Raw genomic sequence first — 22,157 nt, forward strand, 5'->3', positions numbered from 1 at the left:
ATTACACCTCAACCTTTCGATTCAGCAGCATAGAGGCCAGCGCAAGACAGAGCGCCGTAAGCACGATCACTGCCAGGAAGCTGAAAAGCGAAATGTGGACGGCTTTCAGCTCCATCGTCCATCCGGTCAATTTTGTATAATGAAAATGAAAATTCGCATACACTTTTACCGGCCATAAATCATGTTGAGATGAAGTGAAAGGCGTAATGATTTTATCGTCAATATAGGTCCAGACAAACGCAAGCACGATGCAGATCACCCAACGGAGTACGGGAACATGTTTTAATGAGTGAAAAACAGTCCAAAATACGGCCACGATCACAGATAAGTACGCTGAACTGATCAGCAGGTAAGCATTCAGTCCGGTTAATGTGCCGGCCAGGGGAATGGTGTGTTCCAGCGCTCCTTTTGCAGAAAGCATCCGGTACATCCAAATGCCGTAACCGGTCAGCGCCAGCTGCCCGATCAACTGATACAGCAGCGAGGCCGTCAGCTTGGAAGCCAGCAGATAAAATCCTCCATTCGGATTGTAAAGCCACAGCTGGTTTTTTCCTTCTTTATGAAGGTGATAGTACATAAAAAGCGGCGCTACAAGAAATTGAAAAAACCCCATTGCCGCAAAAAAGCCGAAAATGACGAGCGGTTCTTTCTGACGGGCAGCGATGACGTGGGCTGCAAGCGCCCAGCAAATCATGCCGCAAAGCCACACCGCGAGCCAAATCCATGAAACCTTCGCATCTTTTTTCAGCAAACCTAAAAACGATGTCATTCTTGCTCTCTCCATTCGGATCAAGTGTATGAGTAACATAGTACACTAGATCATCACGTATTACAATATCTTCAATAAAAAAAAGACAAATCCGCTCTTACGCAGATTTGCCTTTTCAATTACTTCTTTTTGTTTTTTAAGGAGAGCAGCGCATCACGATAGCTGCTATCCTGCATTTTGCCGCCGCTATCAGGATCGTTTGTTTCCCGATCCGTCTCAGAAGTCTTAAACTTCTGAAGCGCCTGACGGTACACATCATCGCCCATTGTATTCTTTTTCTCACGGGGAGATTCAGATTTCACAACGACGGGAGCATGCTCGGCTGAGCGCTCCTCGGCCGGATCATGCTTTTCCGGCTGTTCGGCTGTAGTGCCGATCGCTTCTCTCTTTTCTTCTTTGACATCCTGTCCTGCAGAAGTGCTGCGGACATTGAATGTGATAAGAAGTGCAATCACAATGACAGCAGCAATAACCGCTATAATAATGGCCATATAACCCTCTCCTTACTGTCGTCCGGCAGTTAGATTACCTGTGACTTGGCTGACACGTCTGCCAAGCGCACGGCCTAATTGAAGGCCTTCTTCCGTCATCAGCACATCGCTGTCAACCGGGCATGTGACGCCTGCGCCGTAGTAAGAGCCGTACAGCGCGTTTTCAGGAACGTTGCCGGGAAGTCCGACAACAATCATGCCTTGGTGAAACATAGGAGTGATCAGATTGTGCATTGTCATTTCTAATCCGCCATGTGTTGTCGCCGTCGTACAGAATACGGCGCCGACTTTATCAATCAGCTCGCCTTCAGCCCACAGATAGCCGAGTCTGTCGATCCACGCTTTTAAGCCTGAACTGATGGTGCCAAAGTGTCCCGGACATCCCCAGATAATGGCATCCATGTCTTTCAGCTTGCGGATGTCTGCTTGATCGACATGGTCTATCAGGACTTCAGCCTCAGCGTTTTCTCGTGCTCCTTCGGCAATGGCTTCAGCAAGGTGTTTTGTGTGTTCGCCTTCACTATCGTACACTACGTAAATTTTCATTCAGGAAACCTCCCATTCAGATGATTAAGATTCCTTCACTTCTTTAGGGGCCGGAAGCAATGACAGCTCCTCTTTTTTCTTCGCCCGCTGTTTGTCTTTCCGTACGTCACGCAAGAACAGGCTCAGGACTACGCCGATAACCGCAAAGATCGTCGCCCACATAAACGCGTCATTAATCCCCATAACGTTGGAATTAAGTGAAGCTGTTTTGTAGAGATATGAATAAACGGTTTGTTTCGCCGCATCAAGCGACATGTTCATGTTGACCATTAAATTCGAAACCGCGCTTTGGAACGACTGCATGAAGCTTGGATCAGCCGTGCTCGTTTTATCCGCAATCTGCGAATAGTGCATTGTCGTACGGTTCGTATAAATCGTTGTGATCAAACTTGTTCCGATTGAACCGCTGATCTGGCGGAGCGTGTTGCTCATCGCCGTGCCGTGGCTGTTCAACCGTGCCGGAAGCTGGTTCATTCCGGCTGTCATAACAGGCATCATTAACAGTGACATACCGAATGCGCGGATGGCATAGACAAGCATAATGTGCGTGTAAGGTGTGTCAATTGTCAATTTTGTGTACTGGAATGTCGTTGCGACCGTGATGACCAGCCCGATAATCGCAAGCGGTCTCGGACCGATTTTGTCAAACAGAATACCGGAAATCGGCGACATGATCAGCATGACAATCGCGCCCGGCAATAGCAAGAGACCCGATTGCAGCGCCGTAAAGCCGACTAAGTTCTGCAGGTAAATCGGAAGCAGGAACATTCCTGTGTAAAGCGCAACGGTAATAATGATGTTAATCACACTGGAAAGTGAGAAAATATCATATTTAAATACCCGGAAGTCGAGCATCGGTTTTTCAGAGCGCAATTGCTGAATGACAAACGCGGCAATCGCGATGACACCGACGATGACGGTAGACAGCACGATCGGATCTCCCCAGCCGTCGCTGCCCGCTTCACTGACTCCGTAAAGCAATGAGGCAAATCCGACAATGGATAGAATCGCACCCAAGCTGTCGAGTTTGATTTTTTGCGGTTCCACCAAGTTCTTAAAGAGGAAAAACGCTATGATAATAACGATTGCCCCGATCGGAACAAGGCCGTAGAACATAATGCGCCATGTGTAATGCTCGATGATCCAGCCGGAAAGAGTCGGTCCGACCGCCGGAGCAAACATCATCGCAAGACCGAAAATCCCCATTCCTTTCCCCCTGCTTTCAGGCGGGAAGATAAGCAGAATGGTTGTCATGACCAGCGGCTGCAGGATACCGCCGCCGACCGCCTGAATTAACCGGCCGATCAGCATGGTTGAGAAGTTAGGCGCGATTCCGCAGACTAACGTTCCCGCTGTAAAACAGAACATGGCTACGAGAAAGAGGCTTCTCTGTCCGAACCGGGTAATTAAGAACGCAGATAACGGAATCAAAACACCGTTGACCAGCATGTATCCGGTCGTAAGCCACTGAATCGTCGTCGCACTCACACCGAACTCGGTCATTAAGTGCGGCATCGCCACGTTAAGAAGCGTTTGGTTCAAGATCGCCAGGAATAACCCGGCCATAAGCACAATAAGCAATGTTTTAGGACTTTTTACTTGATTATCTGATTTAGCCACCTAAGACAACCTCCCTTCATGGTTTGATGACTGATCTGTATTATTCAGAGATTTTTACAGATGCGTTCATACCAGGAAGCACCTTGTCAGATGGGTTGCTGAGTGAAATTTTAACAGGAACTTTTTGCGTTACTTTTGTGTAGTTGCCGCTTGAGTTTGAAGAAGGCAGCATATCAAATGTTGAATTTGTCGCATAACCGATTTCTTCTACTGTTCCGTCAAATGTTGTATTAGGGTCTCCGTCAACAATTACGTCTACTTTGTTTCCTACTTCAATGTCTCTGATGTCTGTTTCTTTAATGTTTGCAGTGATGTAAAGGTGTTTCATGTCAATTTCTTGGGCAATTGTCGTACCGGCTTGCACCATTTGGCCGTTTTTCACTTCGTTTTTCACGATTGTTCCATCCATGATGGCTTTTACGTCAGCATTTTGCTGTCCTTTGATTTTTGCAACAACGTCGTTTTTGCTTACTTCTTTCCCCTCATCAAGGTTCCAGTCAGTTACTTTACCCGCAGCAGGAGCTGTGATAGCAGCCATGTCGCCGGCAACTTTTGCTTCATCGGTTTTTACATAGTGTGTGCTTTGATAATAGTAGTAAGCACCTCCGCCTATAATTGCAAGAACAACAATCAAACCGATAATGTTGGTCAGAATTAAACGTCCTCTGTTCATTTTGTTTTCTCCTTTCGTTTCTTCCTCTATCATTTTGTGGAATGATGATAAAAATATGTGGGGATTTTTTTATTTTCCGTTTTTCACTGCACAGCCGTTTGCAAGCTTCGTTAAACTTTCCGCAAGCTTGCGCAGGTACTGCAGTTCAGCGGTATTGAGCTGCCGGTATAAGACCGCCGCTTTTTCGGCATATTGAACAGCAGCTTTCTTTAGAAGTTCTTCCCCCTCTTCGGTTAACTGAATCATAACAACACGCCGGTCGTCGTGATAGTCGCTCCGAACCATTAGGCGGCGCTTATACAGAATATCGGTCATTCTCGTGACAGACGCCGGTTTCAGATCAAGCGACAAAGCCAGCCTTGAAAGCTGCGTGCTTTTGCTCTTATGTATTTTGAACATCAGCAGATACTGCAGTACTGTAATATCAAAAGGTTCAAGAACTGTCTCCAGAATCATTTTCTGCTTTTTGTAAATCGATCTGGAAGTATCAAACAGTTGTTCAAAACTGAGCAAAGCGAGCTCTGATTCAATCACCGTATTTTCACCTCATTCCCTTAATAATAGTTCACAAGATAAAATATTAATAAATGAAAGAAGGTTTGTAAAGAGAAAAGTTTCATTTTTTAAGGATTTTTTTTATGCCGTTTTTTCTCTTTATTTTTAATTTAAAAAAGCCGGGTGAAGAACCGCGGCCGCACGATTCTTCACTCGGCTTTATATTTAATACGATGCTTTGCTTATACCGGCTTCCTCATTTTTAAAAAAGCTTTTCAGCGCTTGAAATACGTCTGATTTCTGTTTCAGGATGTAGTATTTAAATTTATCATCTTTGACATTTTTATAGGCGGACATGAGGGTGGAATGCCTGTTATATTGATTGACCTCACCGTAACAGAACAGATTCGATTTTTTCATGATGTCATTGACGAGCTTTACGCACCGGGCGTTATCCGAAGTCAGGTTATCTCCGTCTGAAAAATGAAACGGATAGATGTTGTAGCGGGCGGGGTCATATTTTTCATCAATTAATTCAAGAGACTTCCGGTAAACGGAGGAACAGATGGTGCCCCCGCTCTCGCCTTTCGAGAAAAAATCTTCTTCCGACACAACCTTCGCTTCCGTATGGTGGGCGATAAATTCGATATCAACCGTTTCATACTTTGTCCGTAAAAATCGTGTCATCCAAAAAAAGAAGCTCCTCGCCATATACTTTTCCCATACGCCCATCGAACCGCTTGTATCCATCATGGCTAAAACGACAGCTTTCGATTCCGGCTTCGTCACATCATTCCATGTTTTGTATTTCAGATCTTCCGGATAAATAGGGTAAAACGACGGCTTGCCTGTCATGGCGTTTCGTTTATAGGCCGACAGCATCGTCCTTTTCTTATCGATATTCCCTGTCAGCCCGGTTTTCCGGATATCATTGAACTCGATATCGGTATGGACGATATTGTCCCTTTCCTTTTGCTGCAGATTCGGCAGTTCTAATTCCTGAAACAGCGCTTCTTCCAGATCCATCAATGAAACTTCCGCTTCATAATAATCCTCGCCTGCCTGATCGCCGGCTCCCTGGCCTTTTCCGGCACCCTGCTTTTTATCTGCGCCGTCTCTTGCGACGACATCGCCGACTTCGCTGTCGCCGTCGCCTTGGCCGACATGTTTATTTTTATCATAGTTATAACGGATTTTATATTCATCAAGCGAACGAATCGGGATTTTCACAACATCTTTTCCGTTGGACATAATAATGCTTTCCTCAGTGACAAGGTCCGGAAGGTTGTTTTTTATCGCTTCCTGTACTTTCTTTTGGTGGCGCTGCTGGTCGTCAAAGCCTTTGCGATGGAGGGACCAGTCTTCCTCTGAAATCAAAAAATTTCCGCTGTCATTACGGGACATGAATTCCCCTCCTTAACCGTTATGGTCGTTTTACATGTGTATTCCGGCTTGGTCCTGTTTATGAAACAAGTCCGGCGAAAAGATTTATTTTTATCTTATGCCGGCCGGACTCTCCAATTGACAAACAATTGCGAAAAACAGACAAAAGAACCCGTCCTTTTACAGACGGGCCTCTCAATGAAATCAAACATCAGCGGTTTAACAAGCTTCCGACATACTTCAGCAGTTCATTAGCGCTAGTCGAATTATAGCCGTGTTCATCTATTAACCTTGCCACTACCTCATTGACCTTTTTAAGCTGCTGCTCATCCGGCGTTTTGGTGGAGGTCGTAATTTTCACCACATCTTTTAAGTCTGCGAACAGCTTTTTCTGAATCGCTTCGCGGAGTCTTTCGTGCGAATTATAGTCAAAGCGTTTTCCTTTTCTTGCATATGCGGATATGCGGATTAAGATTTCTTCGCGGAACGCTTTTTTCGCGTTTTCTGAAATGCCGATCTGCTCTTCAATGGATCTCATCAGTTTTTCGTCAGGATTCATTTCTTCACCCGTCAGCGGATCGCGGAGCTTATTTTTATTGCAGTACGCTTCCACATTATCTAAATAATTGTCCATGAGAGTTTTCGCGGATTCTTCATATGAATAGACGAACGCCTTCTGCACTTCCTTTTTGGCGATATCATCGTACTCTTTCCTGGCGGCGGAAATAAAATTCATATACCGCTCTTTGTCCTCGGCGGAGATGGACGGATGCTGGTCGAGTCCTTCTTTTAAGGAACGCAGCACATCAAGCGAATTGATCGATTCCATATTTTTTCTGATAATCGTTGAGGAAATGCGGTTGATGACATAACGCGGGTCAATTCCGCTCATTCCTTCATCATGAAATTCCTTCTTCATATCCTCAAGATCAACGGAATTGTAACCTTCAACGCTTTCTCCGTCATAGAGCCTCATTTTTTTGACGAGATCAATATCAGAGCGGTTCGGTTCCTTCAGCCTGGTCAAAATAGAAAACATCGCGGCCACTTTTAATGTATGGGGGGCGATGTGTACGTCAGAAACATCACTTTCAGAAATCATTTTTTCATAAATCCGTTCTTCCTCTGACACCTTTAAATTATAAGGAACAGGCATCACGATGATCCTGGAGTGAAGGGCTTCATTTTTCTTATTGGCAATAAACGAGCGGTACTCCGTTTCGTTCGTATGCGCAACAACCAATTCGTCGGCTGAGATGAGCGCAAACCGTCCGGCTTTGAAATTGCCTTCCTGCGTGAGTGACAGAAGATGCCACAGAAATTTTTCATCGCATTTCAGCATTTCCTGAAACTCCATCATTCCGCGGTTCGCTTTATTTAATTCACCGTCAAACCGATAAGCGCGCGGATCTGATTCTGAGCCGTATTCGGCAATCGTTGAAAAATCAATACTCCCCGTCAAGTCGGCGATATCTTGTGATTTCGGGTCAGACGGGCTGAAGGTTCCGATTCCGGTACGTTTATCCTCCGAGAAGAATATACGTTCAACCTTTACATCCTCAATTCTGCCGCCGTATTCTTCTTCAAGCCGCATGACATTAAGCGGAGAAAGGCTGCCCTCAATTCTGATGCCGTATTCTCTGTAGAAGTCGTCGCGCAGATGATGGGGAATGAGATGGAGAGGATCTTCATGCATCGGGCAGCCTTTAATGGCGTAAACAGCGCCGTTGTCTGTCAATGAGTAGGCTTCAAGCCCTTTTTTCAGCATGGTGACAAGAGTTGACTTTCCGCCGCTGACGGGTCCCATCAATAGTAAAATCCGTTTTCTTACATCGAGCCGCTTGGCAGCCGGGTGAAAGTATTCCTCCACGAGCCGTTCCAGAGATTCCTCAAGGCCGAACAGCTCCCTCGAGAAAAAGCTGTATGTCTTTTTACCGTCATCCTCCTCGATTCCGCTGTCTTTTATCATATTAAAAACGCGAGAATGAGCAGACTGCGCGACCAATGGATTTTCTTTTATGATCTCCAAATAATCAGCGAACGTCCCTTCCCATTTGAGACGCTGCTCTTCCTCTCTGTACTTTTCAATTTTCTTTAATATATCCATAAGAACCTCCTCTATCATGGTTAATGCACTAGAAATAAGGTACTTTGTTACAATCTATGCGGTGACGTGATAATACATGCTTTTCGTTTCTTAAAAATAAAGACGTTATAAGGCCGTCATTGACAAGGGTCCGGTGCACCGTTCATAATGAAAGAAATACAGTTTCATCCAGACTCGGACATCAAATGGAAAAGCAAAGAGGAGGAGAAATGATGAAAACGATCATTTTACTTGGGGTCATTCTCACTTTTTTAGTATCCATTTTTACGGCGGGTTACGACAGCAAACCTGAAAACAAATAACGGCAAAAGGGTGCTCTTCATAAAGAGCACCCTTTCCTGTACAACATAACAATGTTTCATATTTGAATACGTTCTTGGACAATTGATTTTTCATGAGATTTGCAGCTTGTTTGATACTCGATTTTTCCGATTTTGCAGCCCGGGCCTATTTCCACATGCTTTCCTCTGACGATGTCCGCTTCCGTGTATTCGAGGTAAATTGCGTCTCCTTCGATCAATTCAGCAGAAAGCGTGCCGGCTTTCCGTTTAAGAAAACCGGGTTTCCGTCTGACGGTGATCGATGTGCCGCCGATTTCTTTCACACGGCTTCGGTCATAACGCAAATGGATGTTTACGTCCCCCGCGTTTAACAATCCCGCCACATTGATACATCCTGTTACATGAAGCAGCTCCGTCTCGCAATCGCCGCCGACGGTGAGACTGCCTTTTATATGACACTGCTCTCCCGCGGCCCCGCCGCCAATTTCAGCAAGTCCTTTCAGCCTCATCGTGGCGAAACGCACGGAGCCGCCGACTTTCAATGTGCCCATCACATTTGCTGAACGTGCTGATAAATCTCCTGCAACTTCATGCTCTCCGAAAATTTTCAGCCTGTTGATCTCGGCATCTCCGAGAAAAAGTCCCGTACCGAATATCCGGCAGCGTTCGCTTTGAAGTCCTTCGCCGACAGTTCCTTCCCCTTTAATGCTTACATTTTGGTAGGAACCGCCGGAGGCGTGTCCGGCTCCGTACATTTTTAAATGACTCAATTTTTTTGTCGTTTCCATCGCAGCTCCTCCTATCGTTTCACGACTTTGTTAACCAAAGCGGAAGGATCACATGTAAAATCGCCGCTGTATTCCACCGTCCCAATGGTGCAGCCCGCGCCGATCCGCACATGATTTCCGCGGACTGTCTTCGCGTTCGTGTCCGCCAATTCAATGATGTCACCCTCAATCAGCTCTGCTGTCAGCACCGGGGCCGGCATCAGCTTAAAACGCGTAAGCACGCTCTTTCTGCTCATCACTTTCAAATGGCGGCAGCCGATTTCTTTCACCCGGCTTTCTCCCGCCGCCAGCTTAATACTGACTTCATCGGCATTCAGCAGGCCGCCGATCTTGCATTTGCCTTCCGAACGGAACGTCTCTGTCTCGCAATCGCCTTCAATCCCGGCTTTCCCGGATATGAAAATATCATCAGCTTTCACACCGCCGCCGAAAGATGAAAATCCCGCGACGTTCAGCCGCTCCGTTTTGACATCATCTTTAATGACACCCGTTCCGTTGATACGGATGGATTCAGCTTCGGCGCTGCCGGAAATTTTCCCCGAACCGCTGATCGTCAGCGTTTGCGTCTTGACATGTCCGTCTGTTTTTCCGCTGCCGTTAAACAAAAGGCTCGTGCACTCCACATCACCTGACACCGTGCCGCTTCCGTTGATCTCCACTGTATGAAAACGGCCTCCTTTTGAACTTCCTGAACCGTTGATGACTAATTTATCTGTTACTTCCATTGATGGTCCTCCTGCATCCATTTCGTTTTTAATTCTTCCGATGCCGCAGCAAGCGCCACCCGTTCAACCACTTTGACAGTCGGTTCAAACAAAATATGTTCCGCGTCTGCGATGAAGCACGTCGTTACGCCAAGCTTTCGGAGCATGACAAGCTCCGTATTCGCTTTCAGCTCGGAAGCCTCATACGTTTTCAGCACCCCTGCCGCCAATTTTCCTTCCTCAAGGCTGATATTGCCCGATTGCAAAAGCCCTTCAAGCACATATAAAGACAGCAGCGCGCGGGACGTGAATGTCACGCCGTCTTCGCCATAAACTTGCAGCGCGGCTTTTGAAATCAGTCCCTTTTGAAGCAGTTCCGCAGACGTTATATTGACATCAGTCATTTGCGGAGACAGCATTTCTCTCATTTCATCCAGAGACAGATTTTCTTTCATTTTCTGTATTTTTGAGATGCGTTTTAATATTTCCGCTCTCGGAAAAAATGTTTCCTGGCCTGTAAACGTCGATTTTCGGATAAACCATTCTTCAGGAATTAAATTTTTCCGTTTCCACCGGTACAGCTGCCCGTATGAAATTGATGTTTCTTCCAGCAATTCTTTTTTAGAAATCAGTTGCTCCTCCATGAATCCAGCTCCTTCGATGAATGTATTGTAACATAACACTGTTACGTTGTTAAGCCTGAAAATATAAAAATGCCGTGAACCGCTGCTGCCCGTCTTTTTATTCAATAAAAAAACGCCCGGATGCGGGCGTTTTTTCTCACGTCAAATCTCTGTAATTTTGCTGGCGCAGCGCTTCATATACAAGAATCGCGGCCGTGTTGGACAGGTTTAATGATCTCACATGCTCGGTCATCGGCAGACGCAGGCAGCGGTCCATATTGTTTTCGATCAATTCTTTCGGAAGTCCGCTCGTTTCTCTGCCGAATACGAAGAAAAAGTCTTCCTCCGTATTTGAGTAATCAAATGATGTGTGCGGCTTTTGGCCGAATTTTGTAATGAAGAAAAACTTTCCGTTCTCATATGCCTCAAATAATTCTTCCAATGAATCATGATATACGACGTTGACGAACTCCCAATAATCGAGTCCGGCGCGCTTCAGCATTTTATCATCGGTTGAGAATCCGAGCGGGCGGATCAAATGAAGCGTTGTGTCTGTTGCCGCACAAGTACGTGCGATATTTCCCGTATTGGCCGGGATTTCGGGTTGATATAAAACGACATGTAATGCCACGATGTTCACCTCTGTTTTTTATTCCGCCCACCATTATATCATTAATTACTCTTTTGTCGTATCATCCGTAATATGAAAAAACGCATATCTGATGGAAGGAGTATACGCCGTTGAATCCTCATATGACCAATATCTCATTCTGCTGTCATACGTTTGGGCATTGACAAGCGGCATATTGCTTTTATCTTTCGCGACCACGATCGCCGTATGATTAAAACGGCCGTCTCCTTCAAAATCATAGCAAATGATATCTCCGGGCATCAGTTCTTCAGCTCTTGATACTTGCACCGCGCGAAGCCCTGCCTTGGATTGGGCCAGATACATCTTCATCGAATGCGCGACCGTCCAGCTGTAGCTCCACGAGCTTGCCTTCATCCACCAGCCTGAGCCTCTGTTCGGATGCCCCCGCATCGGTGCTTTTCCGGCATGTAAACATTGGGAAATAAAATTGGTGCAATTATCGCTGAAATTTTTATAAGCGGGATTTCGTTTATTCCAAAACTTCTCCGCGTACTGCACGGCAGCCAGACGGTCATATTGAAACGCCCGCCCGAAATCCTCCCGTTCACTCCGCTCATATTCAATTACGCTGTTTCCGTCAGAAAATCCCGCCGGTTTTTTCTTTACTTCCCGGTCTTTAATCAAAAGCTGATCATAGAGAAATGCAGTCCGTTCCTCAATCTGCTCTTCTAAGTAAAGGTGTCCGTCATGCTCCTTGCACAAATATTCGAAATGAATCGTGTACATGACGCATAACGTGCCGTCGTCCTCAAGGCTGCTTTTGACGATGACGGCTTTTGCCTTCGCTTTCACGATGTCAACTTTCCGTTTTTTAAACAGCTCTTTTTTTCTCGTCAGGACCTCAAGATCGCCGGGCTGCCCATTCTGCCTCATCTCGGTTCCGTTGATTAAATAATGAAGCCGGGCCTCCGCTAAATCTTCAATAATATGCTTCAAGCGCTCCACCCACCATACTGTTTTATAAAGAAAAAACACTTGAACTCAGGTCAAGTGCTTTTTCTCTATACATATGTCAGGACCGGCCGGTTTTAGTCTTATCAGAAACCGATAACAGCTCCAGTCCCTTTTCAATTTCCCGTATGGCTTCCTCATCCTGCTCCTTTTGAAGCGCTTTTTCTAATTCCTCCGCATAATCAGGATCACCGATTTTCCCGATGGCCCAGGCGGCCGTACCCCTGATGACGGGGCGCGGATCTTGGTGCATCAAGGCCGTTAATTCCGGAAGAGACGAGGCATCTTTAAAATGAGCCAAAGCTAAAATCGCATTCCGCTGTATCGGCTTCTTGCCGCGCCATGATCCCGATACATGTCCGAATTTTTCTTTGAATTCGCGGTTGCTTATGGTCAAAAGCGGCTTTAACAGCGGCTTTGCGATTTCCGGATCAGGCTCCATCTGCGGATGAAGATGAAAATCTTTCCCCTTATTAATCGGACAGACCGTCTGGCACGTGTCACAGCCATACAGACGGTTTCCGATTTTCGTGCGGAACTCATCCGGCAAAAATCCCTTTGTCTGGGTCAGGAACGAAATACAGCGCTGGGCGTTAAGCTGTCCGGGATTGACGAGCGCGCCGGTCGGACACGCGTCTAAACATTTTGTGCAAGTACCGCACATATCTTCAATCGGCACATCCGGTTCAAAGGGCAGATTGGTGATCATTTCAGCCAGATAGACGTAAGAGCCGTATTCAGGCGTGGTGATCATGCAGTTTTTGGCGCTGAAGCCGATTCCCGCCCGTTCAGCCACGGCCCTGTCGGACAATTCCCCCGTATCCACCATTGACTTTGTGCGGATATCCTCATGTTTGCTTTGGAGAAAATTCTCCAGCAGATCAAGCTTTTCGCGCAGCACGTCATGATAATCCTTCCCCCAGGAAGCTCTGCAAAAAATGCCGCGCCGCCCGTCCCTCGTGCTCCTCGGCGCATCTTTCATTTTGGAAGGATAAGCAAGGGCGATGGCGACGATCGATTTGGCTTTCGGGAGGAGCAAAGACGGAGTAACCCGTTTTTCAATATCCGGCTCTTCAAACCCGGATAAATAGCCGAGTGATTCCTGAAGAATCAGCCGGTCCCGCAGACTGTCGAACGTATCAGCCGTCGTAAACCCGATTTTGTCAACTCCGATGCTTTTGGCGTATTCGATTAATTCCTCTTTCAGTTTATGAATATTCATTTTTTGCACAGCCTCCTTTCTTTGTGATCAGGCTCCCGCACAGGTATAATAGAGTTTTATCATCCCGAAATGGAGTGAACACACTTGAACATCAGTTTAGATCCACTTATTGCTGAACGGGTGCCGGGGATCAAAGCGGCAGCCGTCTTATATGAACAGATCGAAGTCGGGCCTGCTCCGCAAATGCTGAAAGGCCGCCTCCGTTTATTTCAAGAATCTCTTTACTTTGATTATGCTGACGGCGGTATAGAAGAGCAGCCTTTTGTAAAAGAGTGGGCGCGTATAATGGAACAGCTCAGTCCCGCCTTTTCAGGACAAAAAACGCCGATGGAGCTTATGCTCGGCGATATTTCCCGGGAACGATTCATTGAAAGTGTGAATTCAGCCCATGATACCATACTTTTTTTCTCCTTGAAATATTCATTGCCTATCATGGCGTATGACGCCGCAGAAATAGATGAACCGATTTCGATTACGATCGGAGAAAAAGAAAGCGTACTGTCCTTCTCTGGACCGGACGGCGTTTTCGGCGATTTCACCGGACATATCAATACCCGACCGGTCACGCCCGGCACAAAGAAAATGCTGCAGCTGATCTTTTTCCCGCCTTCATTTCATGCCGACGCGGCGGATGAGCTGCTATCATCCTTAACCAAAATGTTTGAACAAATTCACGGAGGCACGCATACCGTCTCTTGGCTTTCATAAAAAGACACGCCTTTCGTGTCTTTTTTCACATAAAAAAACGCAATACTTCGTTTATCAGAGAAACGAAACACTGCGTTAATAACGTATGTATGGAGCGGGTGATGAGAATCGAACTCACGACATCAGCTTGGAAGGCTGAGGTTTTACCACTAAACTACACCCGCATCAAAATTCTTTTTGTCAGTACCGCTTTGACGTTTCTAATATTACATGTTTATTTTTTTTTCGTCAAGGGAATGTTAAAAAATTTGTCGAAAAAAATTCTTTTTTTGTCCACATGTTAAGTTGGGTTTACATTTTGTTAAGAATTTCATACAATACGAAAAAGAAGAAAACTTGAGGTATGCGTGATGATGAAAAATAAAGTAAAAGAGCTGAGAGCCAGATTCGGCTATTCTCAGGAAACGCTCGGAAAAGAAGCCGGAGCCACCAGACAGACGATTGCAGCGATTGAAAAAGGAGATTATGTGCCTTCACTTTTATTGGCGCTTAACATCTGCCGGGCTTTCTCCCTGCCGATGGAGGAAGTTTTCTGGCTGGAGGAGGAGAAAAAATGAGTTTGAAAAGAAAAGCGTGTTTTCACCTTGCACTCTACGGATTGGCCTGCTGGACGCTTATTTCCTTTATGGAAGCGGCGCCGCGGATCGCCCAGTTTTTCCAAACGGAGGGGAGCGGTTCATTTGAGCTGAATATCACTCCGTTTCTGCTGTTTACCGTTTGTGCCGCATTGTATATCTATGCCGAAAAGAAAAAACGAAACGGCAAAAAGCACAAGCTTGTGCCCGATGAATTTGAGGAACAGGATGAAAGAGAACGAATGATGACGGCTAAAGCTTGCCGTTCCTCGTATATCGCCGTTTACTTCTCATTGCCGGCCGCAGCCGTTCTGCTTTTGTTTTATCCGCAGATTCAGCCGCATCTTCCCTTTTTTCCGATTCTTTTGATTTTCATTCTGATGATGATTCAGCATTTGGCTTATGTTTTCACTTTTCATAAGCACGGCAAAAACTCCGGTTCATGACAGATCCGGAGTTTTTTACATTACCAGCTCGCTTTTTTCACCCCGGGAATCCGGCCTTTATGGGCCAGCTCCCTGAATGCGATTCTGGACAATTTAAATTTTCTCATATATCCGCGGGGCCGCCCCGTCACCGTACAGCGGTTATGAAGCCTGGCCGGAGCAGAATCACGCGGCAGTTTGCTCAGCGCTTCCCAGTCTCCTTTTGCCTTTAATTCTCTTCGGATGTCCGCATATTGTTCAACAAGCTTCTGCCGCTTGAGCTCTTTGATCACTTTTGATTTTTTGGCCATTTCAGCACTCCTATCAAATCGTAATAATTACGTTTTGTATCATATCATCCATATGAGTATCGTGCAAGCTAAGCGCTTAAAAAGGCGGGTGAATACCCGCCTTCACTGCCGGCATTTCCCCGGAAATGAATCCGCAGAAAGCGCCCGCCGTCAATTATCCGCCTTGCGACGTCATCAGACTGTCGCTTTATTTCCTCTTGCAAAATGGTCGTTTCCCATTGCTTCACCCAGTCTGCGCTCAAGCTTTTTAGTCCGTTCATTCTGAAACGGCAGAAGCGGAAACACGAGTTCAGCCAGATAATAAGCTTCTTCCAGATGCGGGTAGCCTGAAAAGATAAACGACTCAATGCCGAGTGCCTGATACTCTAAAATTCGATCGGCGACGGTCTGGGGATCACCGACAAGCGCCGTGCCCGCTCCGCCTCTGACCAGTCCGATGCCAGCCCAGAGATTCGGACTGATCTCAAGCTTCGAGCGGTCACCGTTATGGAGATCGGCCATCCGTTTTTGTCCTGAAGAATCAGCGCGCCGGAGCGCAGCCTGCGCTTTCGCAATCGTCTCTTCGTCTAAATGGCTGATTAATCGTTCAGCCGCTTCCCATGCCTCTTTCTCAGTCTCCCGGACAATCACGTGAAGCCTGATGCCAAAACGCATTGTCCTTCCTTTCTTGGCAGCCTGTTTTTTAACGGTTTCAATCTTTTCTTTTACCTGCTCCGGCGGCTCTCCCCATGTTAAATAGACATCTGTATGTTTCGCCGCAGCCTCAATTCCCGCCTGTGATGAACCGCCGAAATATAATGGCGGATGCGGAGACTGTTTTGGCGCAAACAGCAGATTGCTGTTTTCCACTTTGATATGGTCCCCTTCATATGTCACCGTTTCGCCCCGCATGAGTCCGCGCCAGACGGTTAAAAATTCTTCAGTCGCCTTATAACGTTCATCGTGGCTGATAAACATGCCGTCTCCCGCCAGTTCATAAGGATCTCCGCCCGCTACGACATTTACGAGCAAACGGCCGTCTGACAGCCGGTCCATTGTCGACGCCATTCTCGCGGCGACAGACGGCTGCATCAGTCCCGGACGGACCGCCACTAAAAATTTCAAGTCACTCGTTTCCCCCGCTAAAGCGGCAGCCGTCAGCCACGGGTCTTCACATGATCTCCCCGTCGGCAGCAGAACCCCCGTATACCCGAGTCTGTCCGCCGCCTGTGCCACTTGCTTAAAATAAAGATGATCCGCCGTTCTCCCTCCCGTTTGCGTCCCTAAATACCGGCCGTCACCATGCGTCGGAATAAACCAAAGAATCTCCATATGAATCTCTCCTTTTTTAATAGGTTACCCTTCATAACTGTTCCGCCATTTTAATAGTTTCCGTTCGAGCATTCTGACCAATGCATCTGTCAGCTTGCCGACAGCCGCAAAAATGATAATGCCGACAAACACCTTATTTGTCTGTGAAAATTGTCTGGCATCCATAATCATATAACCGACGCCTTCGCTCGAGCCCATCAGTTCCGCCACCACAAGACCGAGCCACGCAATGCCCAGAGAGAGCCTGATGCCGAGCAGGATATTCGGCAGAGATGCCGGAAGAATTAATTTCGCCATCTGCTGATACCAGTTAAATTCCAGCACACGCGCGACGTCAAACAGCTTCGCGTCCACACTGCGGATTCCGAGAAACGTATTAATGTACACGGGGAAAAAAGCCCCCAATGCGATCAGCAGAATTTTTGATGTCTCATCAAATCCGAACCACAAAATGAACAGAGGAGTCACGGCCAAGTGCGGAACCGTTCTGAGCATTTGCAGAGACGGATCAAGATATGCTTCCGTCCGCTTTGAGAAACCGACCAGCAGCCCGAAAACAAGTCCAAGGCCCGCGCCAAGCAGAAATCCGGCAGCCGCCCGGTATAAGCTGATCTCTAAATGACCCCAAAGCTCACCTGAAAGAAGAAGTTCCTGAAACGTCTGCAAGATGACGACAGGCGACGGGAGCACCGTGGCCGAGACGATGCCCAGACTTGCGATAAACTGCCATACTGCGATGACCGCAGCCGGGAGTACAACCCCTTTCATCCATTGGTATGAATACTTCCGGGATCTTGCCAGAGCTTTCTTTTCTGATTGGCTTATTGCGCCGGCAGCCGTTGATGCTTCTGCTTTCATTACTTGCCATCCCCCGTTTCAAGCGCTTTTTTAATAAATGAATTGTCGACAACGTCTTTTACATGAATTTTCTTATGAATCGCTTTTGTTTGATATTGAAAATCAGCGGTTTCCTGCTGGGCTTTGACAATATCATCATTGATCGGTTCATTGAGAGGCTCAGTATTGTTAAGCACGTTTCTGACGACTTTCGGATCAAGATGTTTGATTTTCGCATATAAGGAGACGGCTTCATCTTTGTGTTCCTTTTGCCATGTAACTGCTTTATTGAACACTTTCAGAAAACGGACAACCTCATCCGGGTGTTCTTTGGAAAATCCCGTTCTGACTAACGTGAAACCGGGAGAATATAAATCTGTGCTTTCTCCGTTCGCCAATATTTCCGCCCCGTGCTGCAGCGTTTCAATCGACAAATACGGCTCCCAAATGGACCATGCGTCAACTGATTTGTTTTCAAAAGCGGAAACCGCCTCATCAGGCTGAAGCTGGATGATGGTGACGTCATCGGCGGAAAGCCCCGCTTTATCTAAAGCTTTATAAAGAAAATCAAAGCCGCTGCTGCCTTTGGCTACGGCGATTTTTTTACCTTTCAATTCTTTCAGGCTCTGAATGCCGCTGCCCTTGTTTACGAGAATACCGTTTGCCTTTAACCCGTCCTGAGACAGCCCGATCTCTTTAAAATCAATTCCTGCCGCCTGACCGGAAATGACCGGTGAATTGCCGACCTGGGAAAAATCAAGCTTATCGGCGGCAAGACCTTCAAATTGCGGAGGACCGCTTTGGAATTCGACCCATTTTACTTTTATTCCGTCTTTTTTGAAGGCCTCTTCAAACCAGCCTTTTTCCTTGGCAATGAGAAGCGGGCTTAAACTCTGCTGGATGCCGATCCGGATTTCTTTCACCGTTTTCCCGCTCCCTCCTGTCCCGTCTGCACTGCATCCGGCTGACATCATGACTGCTGCGGCTAAAAGAATGATGATTTTTTTCACTTCGCTTCGTCCCTTCTATATCCCGGACCCATCCGCAAACCGGAGGTCTTCCGTTTTCTCAAACTCAGAAAGCACCTTCTGCCGGACAGCCTGAAAATCCGCTGACGTCCGATTGCGCGGATGCGGAAGCTGAATCGGCATCAGACTGTGCAGCCGGCCGGGCTTTGCCCTGAGGATCGCCAGCTTATCGCCTAAATAGACGGATTCATCAATATCATGCGTGACCAGAATCATCGTCGTTTTTTTCTCGCGCCATATATCAAGCAGCACATCCTGCAAATGTTTTCTCGTAAAAGCGTCAAGCGCCCCGAACGGTTCATCTAAAAGCAGCACCTCCGGCTCGCGCAAAAGGGCTCTGGCGATGGCAACCCGCTGCGACATGCCGCCGGATAATTCGCGCGGATAAGCGTTCTCCGCTCCCTGCAGCCTGACAACCTCAATCAGATCATCCACTTTTTTCCGAACGGCCGGGTCGTTCATATTGAGATCGGCAGCGATGTTTTGTTTTACCGACAGCCAGGGAAACAGCCGGTGCTCCTGAAAGATAAATCCCTGCCGGATGCCCGGTCCCGACACATTGCGGCCGTTTATTGTGACAGAGCCTTTATAATCGGTATCAAGACCGGCAATCAATTTTAAAAGCGTGCTTTTGCCGCATCCGCTCGGCCCGATGACAGTCAAAAATTCTCCCGAAGCAATTGACAGCTCAATATCATTCAGCACCGGTGTTTTCCGGCCTTCATGCTCAAAAGCTTTTTCTTGTATGCTGATGGTTACAGCCATCTGTCTTCCCCTCTCTTTCTGCCGCGTGCGATCGAAAAACAAAAAGGCCCCCATCTCCGATTGCTTGCAGAGATGGGAGCCTTCGGCGGTCCGATCGGCAACCCGTTTGTTTTTAAATTTGAATATCATGTTAATTCAAATTATTCCGACTTGTCAACTATTTTTTATAAGGATTAAAATACGCTCTCCGGCATAACCCTGCCAGAGAGCGCATCGGCTGTATCACGTGTTTACTTCCTTTTCTTGCCGGGCGATTTTCAATAATGTTCGCGCATTGTTGCCGAATATGTTTTCTATATCTTCTTCCCGCATATTGATTTCCCGGCAGGTCCTCACCTGCTCCTGAAGATATCTGTATACATATCCTCTCGGAAATCCGTTCGAATCCGTCCCGAAGATGATCCGTTCAGCACCGATTAATTCAGATGTCTTTCGAAACAGAATTTCCAAATCAAGCGGGTACGGCATCCACCTCATCCACTGATTTGAGCCGGACGTATCAATATACACATTCGGGCAGCTCCAGCACAGCTGAAGCAGTTCCTGATAATATCCGGCGCCGAAATGCGGAATGATGAACGGGATATCAGCATACTCTCTCGCGACGCGATAGATGGAGAGCGGGTTGATGTTGCGATGGCTGACAATGCCCCCCGCTCTTCCTAAAAGCCCGAAGTGAATTAATACAGGCAGCTTTTTGTCAGCCAGATACGTCCACAGCTTTTTCAGCGACGGATCATGAAAATCGATGTCTGTCAGCGGTCCGAACAGTTTATATCCTTTCAGACCGAGCTCTTCTACCGCTCTTTTCAGCTCTTCATACGCATTCTCCCGCTCCAAAGGATGATATGCAAATCCGGTAAATCTCGCGGGATTGGCTTGAATAAACGCCGCCATCCGGTCATTGCTCTCTGCTGTTAAAAAATTCAGCACGTCAATGCCGTACTTATCTAATTCATTCTCCCATCTTGTCATCAAAGCGATTTCGCCGTCATCGCCATCAACATCATGCGGATCAGGAAAATCCCAAGTCAGATTCATTCTTTCTGACCGCTCCCGGTTGTAATCGGAAAATGTCTTATCGTTTTTGCCGAAATAAAGGCTGTACGGCAGATGACCGTGAATATCGACAGGTTTAAAATGCTGCCGGAAAAGCATACAATCGCCGCCTCCCTTACCGCCTGACAATAAAAAAAGGCCCTTATCCAGTGAAGAATAAGAGCCTCTTGTGTCCAAGTCAGCGGTTTCTATTTTTTCTCATCTTAAACCCATTATTCCCGTCAGTCAAGTAGGCTTTCAAATCCAAACCCTTTTTTTCGATAATAAAAATAATTATTTTATAATCATTATAAAATAATATTGACTTTTTACTGATAGGTGATATTATGTTTTTATAAATCTAAAGAGGTGATCACATGAGTTCAAATAAATTGACAACCAGCTGGGGCGCTCCTGTCGGAGATAACCAAAACTCAATGACGGCCGGCGATCGCGGTCCTGCTTTAATACAAGACGTCCATCTGCTTGAGAAATTGGCGCACTTTAACAGAGAACGCGTTCCGGAGCGTGTCGTTCACGCAAAAGGCGCGGGCGCACACGGTTATTTTGAAGTCACAAATGACGTTACAAAATATACGAAAGCCGCATTTCTGTCAGAAGTCGGTAAACGCACGCCGCTCTTCATCCGTTTCTCAACCGTTGCGGGCGAACTGGGCTCTAGTGACACAGTGCGCGACCCGCGCGGATTTGCCGTTAAGTTTTATACAGAAGAAGGAAACTACGACATCGTCGGAAACAATACACCCGTGTTCTTCATCCGCGATGCCATCAAGTTCCCTGACTTTATCCATACACAAAAAAGAGATCCGAGAACACATCTGAAAAACCCGACGGCCGTTTGGGATTTCTGGTCTCTGTCACCGGAATCCCTGCACCAGGTAACCATTCTGATGTCAGACCGGGGCATTCCGGCGACTCTTCGCCATATGCACGGATTCGGAAGCCATACATTTAAATGGACAAATGATAAAGGCGAAGGCGTCTGGATCAAATATCACTTTAAAACAGAGCAAGGCGTGAAAAACCTTGATGTTAATACAGCCGCAAAAATCGCGGGCGAAAATCCCGATTACCATACGGAAGATTTGTTCAATGCGATTGAAAACGGCGATTTCCCCGCATGGAAATTATATGTTCAAATCATGCCGTTAGAAGACGCAAACACATATCGCTTTGATCCGTTTGACGTCACAAAAGTATGGTCTCAAAAAGACTATCCGCTCATTGAAGTCGGCCGCATGGTTCTGAACCGCAATCCGGAAAATTACTTTGCGGAAGTAGAACAGGCGACGTTCTCTCCCGGCACATTAGTCCCCGGCGTCGACGTCTCACCTGACAAAATGCTTCAAGGCCGGTTGTTCGCATACCATGACGCGCATCGCTACCGTGTCGGCGCGAACCATCAGGCGCTGCCGATCAACCGTTCCCGCAATGAAGTGAAAAACTATCAGCGTGACGGACAAATGCGTTTTGATGATAACGGCGGCCGCTCCGTCTATTACGAGCCTAACAGCTTCGGCGGCCCGAAAGAGTCACCTGAAGATAAACAGGCGGCATATCCTGTATCAGGCTTCGCTGACAGTGTAAGCTATAATCATCATGATCATTACACACAGGCCGGCGACCTGTACCGCCTGATGAGCGAGGAAGAGCGCGCGCGTCTTGTCGCCAATATCGTCAGTGCGATGAAACCTGTGGAAAAAGAAGAAATTAAGCTGCGCCAGATCGGCCACTTCTACAAAGCTGATCCTGAATACGGCAGACGCGTTGCCGAAGGACTCGGACTGCCATCACCAAAATAGCATCAAAAAACCTGCCGGTCTGCCCGGCAGG

Annotated in this window: 24 protein-coding genes and 1 tRNA gene; 4 read left to right on the forward strand and 21 right to left on the reverse strand. The window is 47.0% G+C overall.

All coding sequences use genetic code 11. The annotated features are described in order from the left end of the window. Window position 1: 1 nt before the first annotated feature. The 14 genes from AR442_RS14850 to queG form a co-directional block, all read right to left on the reverse strand. On the reverse strand, window positions 2–769 hold the full coding sequence (locus AR442_RS14850; protein WP_053285080.1) for a hypothetical protein: 768 nt from the start codon (window positions 767–769) through the stop codon (window positions 2–4). A 119-nt stretch (window positions 770–888) separates the two neighbouring features. Beyond that, window positions 889–1,260 (reverse strand): hypothetical protein, encoded by a 372-nt coding sequence (locus AR442_RS14855; protein ID WP_014417269.1) that lies wholly within the window; start codon window positions 1,258–1,260, stop codon window positions 889–891. Between the two features lie 12 nt (window positions 1,261–1,272). After that, window positions 1,273–1,806 carry an NAD(P)H-dependent oxidoreductase gene (locus AR442_RS14860; RefSeq protein WP_003155386.1) on the reverse strand — a complete coding sequence of 178 codons (534 nt, stop codon included), beginning with the start codon at window positions 1,804–1,806 and terminating at the stop codon, window positions 1,273–1,275. A 24-nt stretch (window positions 1,807–1,830) separates the two neighbouring features. Beyond that, entirely contained in the window at window positions 1,831–3,426 is a 1,596-nt protein-coding gene (locus tag AR442_RS14865; RefSeq protein ID WP_003155387.1) for an MFS transporter, read from the reverse strand. Between the two features lie 40 nt (window positions 3,427–3,466). Further along, window positions 3,467–4,132, reverse strand: a complete 666-nt coding sequence (locus AR442_RS14870; protein WP_007610259.1) for an HlyD family secretion protein — start codon at window positions 4,130–4,132, stop codon at window positions 3,467–3,469. 36 nt (window positions 4,133–4,168) lie between these two features. Further along, window positions 4,169–4,633 carry a MarR family transcriptional regulator gene (locus AR442_RS14875; protein ID WP_003155389.1) on the reverse strand — a complete coding sequence of 155 codons (465 nt, stop codon included), beginning with the start codon at window positions 4,631–4,633 and terminating at the stop codon, window positions 4,169–4,171. Between the two features lie 186 nt (window positions 4,634–4,819). Beyond that, complete coding sequence (gene yhbH / locus AR442_RS14880) at window positions 4,820–5,998, reverse strand: sporulation protein YhbH (RefSeq protein ID WP_014417268.1); 1,179 nt, start codon at window positions 5,996–5,998, stop codon at window positions 4,820–4,822. Between the two features lie 190 nt (window positions 5,999–6,188). Next, window positions 6,189–8,084 (reverse strand): serine/threonine protein kinase PrkA, encoded by a 1,896-nt coding sequence (gene prkA, locus AR442_RS14885; protein ID WP_003155391.1) that lies wholly within the window; start codon window positions 8,082–8,084, stop codon window positions 6,189–6,191. A 358-nt stretch (window positions 8,085–8,442) separates the two neighbouring features. Beyond that, entirely contained in the window at window positions 8,443–9,153 is a 711-nt protein-coding gene (locus tag AR442_RS14890; RefSeq protein ID WP_053285081.1) for a hypothetical protein, read from the reverse strand. Between the two features lie 11 nt (window positions 9,154–9,164). Then, window positions 9,165–9,878 carry a bactofilin family protein gene (locus tag AR442_RS14895; protein ID WP_053285082.1) on the reverse strand — a complete coding sequence of 238 codons (714 nt, stop codon included), beginning with the start codon at window positions 9,876–9,878 and terminating at the stop codon, window positions 9,165–9,167. Further along, complete coding sequence (locus AR442_RS14900) at window positions 9,869–10,501, reverse strand: YhbD family protein (protein ID WP_015417094.1); 633 nt, start codon at window positions 10,499–10,501, stop codon at window positions 9,869–9,871. The genes AR442_RS14895 and AR442_RS14900 overlap by 10 nt, the downstream gene beginning before the upstream one ends. Window positions 10,502–10,637: 136 nt before the next feature. Next, window positions 10,638–11,120, reverse strand: a complete 483-nt coding sequence (trmL, locus tag AR442_RS14905; RefSeq protein WP_007610253.1) for a tRNA (uridine(34)/cytosine(34)/5-carboxymethylaminomethyluridine(34)-2'-O)-methyltransferase TrmL — start codon at window positions 11,118–11,120, stop codon at window positions 10,638–10,640. A 36-nt stretch (window positions 11,121–11,156) separates the two neighbouring features. Continuing rightward, window positions 11,157–12,068, reverse strand: a complete 912-nt coding sequence (locus AR442_RS14910; RefSeq protein ID WP_014417264.1) for an amidase domain-containing protein — start codon at window positions 12,066–12,068, stop codon at window positions 11,157–11,159. A 76-nt stretch (window positions 12,069–12,144) separates the two neighbouring features. Then, the gene (queG, locus tag AR442_RS14915; protein WP_014417263.1) at window positions 12,145–13,305 is read right to left on the reverse strand and encodes a tRNA epoxyqueuosine(34) reductase QueG; all 1,161 of its coding nucleotides are present in this window, start codon (window positions 13,303–13,305) and stop codon (window positions 12,145–12,147) included. Between the two features lie 84 nt (window positions 13,306–13,389). On the opposite strand from queG, the gene AR442_RS14920 reads away from it, so the two are divergent. Continuing rightward, window positions 13,390–14,013 carry a hypothetical protein gene (locus tag AR442_RS14920; protein ID WP_025284465.1) on the forward strand — a complete coding sequence of 208 codons (624 nt, stop codon included), beginning with the start codon at window positions 13,390–13,392 and terminating at the stop codon, window positions 14,011–14,013. A 90-nt stretch (window positions 14,014–14,103) separates the two neighbouring features. Here AR442_RS14920 and AR442_RS14925 read toward each other — a convergent pair. Continuing rightward, window positions 14,104–14,177, reverse strand: a tRNA-Gly gene (locus AR442_RS14925). A gap of 189 nt (window positions 14,178–14,366) precedes the next feature. Between AR442_RS14925 and AR442_RS14930 the strand changes: the two genes are divergently transcribed. Then, window positions 14,367–14,570, forward strand: coding sequence for a helix-turn-helix transcriptional regulator (locus tag AR442_RS14930; RefSeq protein ID WP_003155407.1), 204 nt, complete (start codon window positions 14,367–14,369; stop codon window positions 14,568–14,570). Continuing rightward, a complete protein-coding gene (locus tag AR442_RS14935; RefSeq protein WP_053285083.1) occupies window positions 14,567–15,034 on the forward strand; it encodes a hypothetical protein in 468 nt (155 codons plus the stop codon). Before AR442_RS14930 ends, AR442_RS14935 begins: the two co-directional genes overlap by 4 nt. A gap of 20 nt (window positions 15,035–15,054) precedes the next feature. On the opposite strand, the gene rpsN is transcribed toward AR442_RS14935, so the two are convergent. From rpsN to AR442_RS14970, 6 genes are all read right to left on the reverse strand, one after another. Continuing rightward, window positions 15,055–15,324: a 30S ribosomal protein S14 gene (gene rpsN, locus AR442_RS14940; protein WP_007610245.1), complete on the reverse strand. Its 270-nt coding sequence runs from the start codon at window positions 15,322–15,324 to the stop codon at window positions 15,055–15,057. Between the two features lie 174 nt (window positions 15,325–15,498). Next, complete coding sequence (gene ssuD, locus AR442_RS14945) at window positions 15,499–16,635, reverse strand: FMNH2-dependent alkanesulfonate monooxygenase (RefSeq protein ID WP_053285084.1); 1,137 nt, start codon at window positions 16,633–16,635, stop codon at window positions 15,499–15,501. Between the two features lie 24 nt (window positions 16,636–16,659). Next, the gene (locus AR442_RS14950; protein WP_053285085.1) at window positions 16,660–17,493 is read right to left on the reverse strand and encodes an ABC transporter permease; all 834 of its coding nucleotides are present in this window, start codon (window positions 17,491–17,493) and stop codon (window positions 16,660–16,662) included. Next, window positions 17,493–18,482, reverse strand: a complete 990-nt coding sequence (locus AR442_RS14955) for an aliphatic sulfonate ABC transporter substrate-binding protein (RefSeq protein WP_015239446.1) — start codon at window positions 18,480–18,482, stop codon at window positions 17,493–17,495. The genes AR442_RS14950 and AR442_RS14955 overlap by 1 nt, the downstream gene beginning before the upstream one ends. 15 nt (window positions 18,483–18,497) lie before the next feature. Next, complete coding sequence (locus AR442_RS14960; RefSeq protein WP_053285086.1) at window positions 18,498–19,265, reverse strand: ABC transporter ATP-binding protein; 768 nt, start codon at window positions 19,263–19,265, stop codon at window positions 18,498–18,500. Between the two features lie 222 nt (window positions 19,266–19,487). Beyond that, on the reverse strand, window positions 19,488–20,423 hold the full coding sequence (locus AR442_RS14970) for an amidohydrolase family protein (protein WP_014417254.1): 936 nt from the start codon (window positions 20,421–20,423) through the stop codon (window positions 19,488–19,490). Between the two features lie 257 nt (window positions 20,424–20,680). Between AR442_RS14970 and katA the strand changes: the two genes are divergently transcribed. Next, window positions 20,681–22,126 carry a catalase KatA gene (gene katA, locus AR442_RS14975; RefSeq protein WP_003155420.1) on the forward strand — a complete coding sequence of 482 codons (1,446 nt, stop codon included), beginning with the start codon at window positions 20,681–20,683 and terminating at the stop codon, window positions 22,124–22,126. The last annotated feature ends 31 nt before the right edge of the window (window positions 22,127–22,157 follow it).

Origin of the sequence: Bacillus velezensis, assembly GCF_001461825.1 — a bacterium.
In the GTDB taxonomy this organism is placed as follows: domain Bacteria; phylum Bacillota; class Bacilli; order Bacillales; family Bacillaceae; genus Bacillus; species Bacillus velezensis.